General features: G+C 58.0%; 1 protein-coding gene. It reads left to right on the forward strand.

All coding sequences use genetic code 11. The features are described from left to right. A partial coding sequence (locus ABX749_RS29700; protein WP_372899222.1) for an efflux RND transporter permease subunit occupies window positions 1-2,402 on the forward strand: 2,402 nt, incomplete at both ends.

Consider the following 2,402-nt stretch of genomic DNA (forward strand, 5'->3'; position numbering starts at 1 on the left):
AATGTGCAAGTCGCCGCCGGAGTCATCGGACAACCGCCGATCGACGATGCCGGTGATTTTCAATTGAACGTCACCACCCAAGGCCGCTTGATCCGCGAGGAAGAATTTGGCGAAATCATCGTGAAACGCGGCACCGATGGCCGTGTCACACGCCTTCGCGACGTCGCACGGATCGAATTGGGTGCCCAAGACTATTCGCGTCTGAGCTATTTGGACGGAAAATCCGCCATCGCCGTGCTCGTCTACCAGCGACCAGGCACCAACGCGGTCGACACGGCTGCCCAAGTCAAGCAGACGATGGAGGCGATGAGCAAGGAGTTTCCGGAAGGGATCGGTTACAAGATCGCTTACAACCCGACCGATTATGTCGAAGAGTCGATCAGCGAGGTGTTTCAAACGCTGTTCATCACCACGTTGTTTGTGGTGTTGACCGTGTTTCTGTTCTTGCACGGCTGGCGGCCCACGATCATTCCCGTGATCGCTATTCCGATTTCGTTGATCGGGACGTTCGCCATCATGCAGTTCCTCGGCGTGACCTTGAACACGTTGTCGTTGTTCGGATTGGTGTTGGCCATCGGGATCGTGGTCGACGATGCGATTGTGGTGGTCGAAAACGTCGAACGCCTGATTGCCGAGGGGCTGACGGCGCGCGAAGCGACGCACAAGGCGATGGACGAAGTCGGTTCGGCGTTGATCGCCACCACGCTGGTGTTGATCGCCGTGTTCGTGCCGACCGTGTTCGTGCCGGGGATCAGCGGCCAGTTCTACCAACAGTTCGCGCTGACCATTTCCATCTCGACGGCGATTTCGACCTTCGTCTCATTGACGCTTAGCCCCGCATTGTGCGCGATCTTGCTGAGACCCAAAGACGCACCGAAAAATCGCATCGGCCGCGTGGTCGATCTCCTGTTCGGCTGGTTCTTTCGGCTGTTCAATCGGACCTTTGACTTTTCCAGCAACGTTTACGCCGGCATCATCGGCCGACTGGTCAAAAAGAGCGGCATTGCGATGGTCCTTTACGGCGTGCTGCTCGTGTTCACAGGGCTCAGTTTCGGTCTGGTGCCCACCGGATTTATTCCCGAACAAGACCAAGGCTATGTGATTGTTGCCATCAACCTGCCCGACGGCGCGTCGCTCTCACGCACCGATGCCGTGGTGCGCCGCGTCGCAGAAATCGGCAAAGGCATCGACGGCGTCAAGCATGCCGTCGGAATCGCCGGCCTTTCCGGGGCAACGTTCACGATTAAACCGAACGCGGCGGTGACGTTTTTGCCCCTGCAAGATGCAAAGGAACGCGCCGAACGCGGGCGAAGTGTCCAGGCGATCGTCGCCGACATGCGACGCGGTGTCTCCGAAATCAACGAGGCTCAGATTTTGATCATTCCGCCACCTCCGATCCGCGGCATCGGTCGCGGTGGTGGTTTTAAGATGTATGTCCAGGATCGCAGCGGAGCCGGAATCGATGCGCTCAATCAAGTCACCGGAACCATGCTGGCCAAGGCTAACGCCCAGCCCGGCGTGACGCAGGTGTTCACCAATTTGCGGGCAAACGTGCCACAGGTGTACGCGGACGTCGATCGAACCAAGGCTCAGATGTTGGACGTTCCGGTCAACAACGTGTTTGACGCGTTGCAGATCTATCTGGGGTCGATGTACGTCAACGATTTTAACTTTCTGGGGCGAACCTATCGGGTGACCGCGCAAGCGGAACCGGAGTTCCGTGATGACGCCAGCGACATCGTCAAGATTCGCACCCGCAGTGCCCGCGGGGCGAGCGTTTCGCTCGGTTCGGTCGTCGATGTCCAACAAACCGCCGGCCCCGATCGATTGGTGCGTTTTAATCTGTTTCCATCGGCCGACCTCAATGGCACGACGGTACCGGGATTCAGCACCGGCCAATCACTCGCGACCATGGAATCGCTGGCGGAACAAAACCTGCCTGCCGGTTTTGGTTACGAATGGACCGAGATGGCGTTTCAAGAAAAGCAGGCCGGCAACACGATCGTCTTCCTGTTTCCGTTGGCCGTGCTGTTTGTCTTTTTGGCATTGGCGGCCCAATACGAGAGCTGGTTGTTGCCGCTGGCGATCATCTTGATCGTGCCGCTGTGCTTGTTGTTCGCGCTGATCGGAGTCTGGTTCCGAGACATGGACAACAACGTGCTGACCCAAATCGGCTTCATCGTTTTGATCGGATTGGCATGCAAGAACGCGATTCTGATTGTCGAATTTGCCAAAGCGGAGGAGGACGCCGGGAAGAATCGATTTGACGCCGCGGTCGCCGCCTGCCGTTTGCGACTGCGCCCCATCTTGATGACCGCATTTTCGTTCATCTTGGGCGTGGTGCCGCTGTTGGTGGCAACGGGAGCCGGTTTCGAAATGCGGCGGGTGTTGGGAACCGCCGT

The organism is Stieleria sp., assembly GCF_041595215.1.
Taxonomy (GTDB): domain Bacteria; phylum Planctomycetota; class Planctomycetia; order Pirellulales; family Pirellulaceae; genus Stieleria; species Stieleria magnilauensis.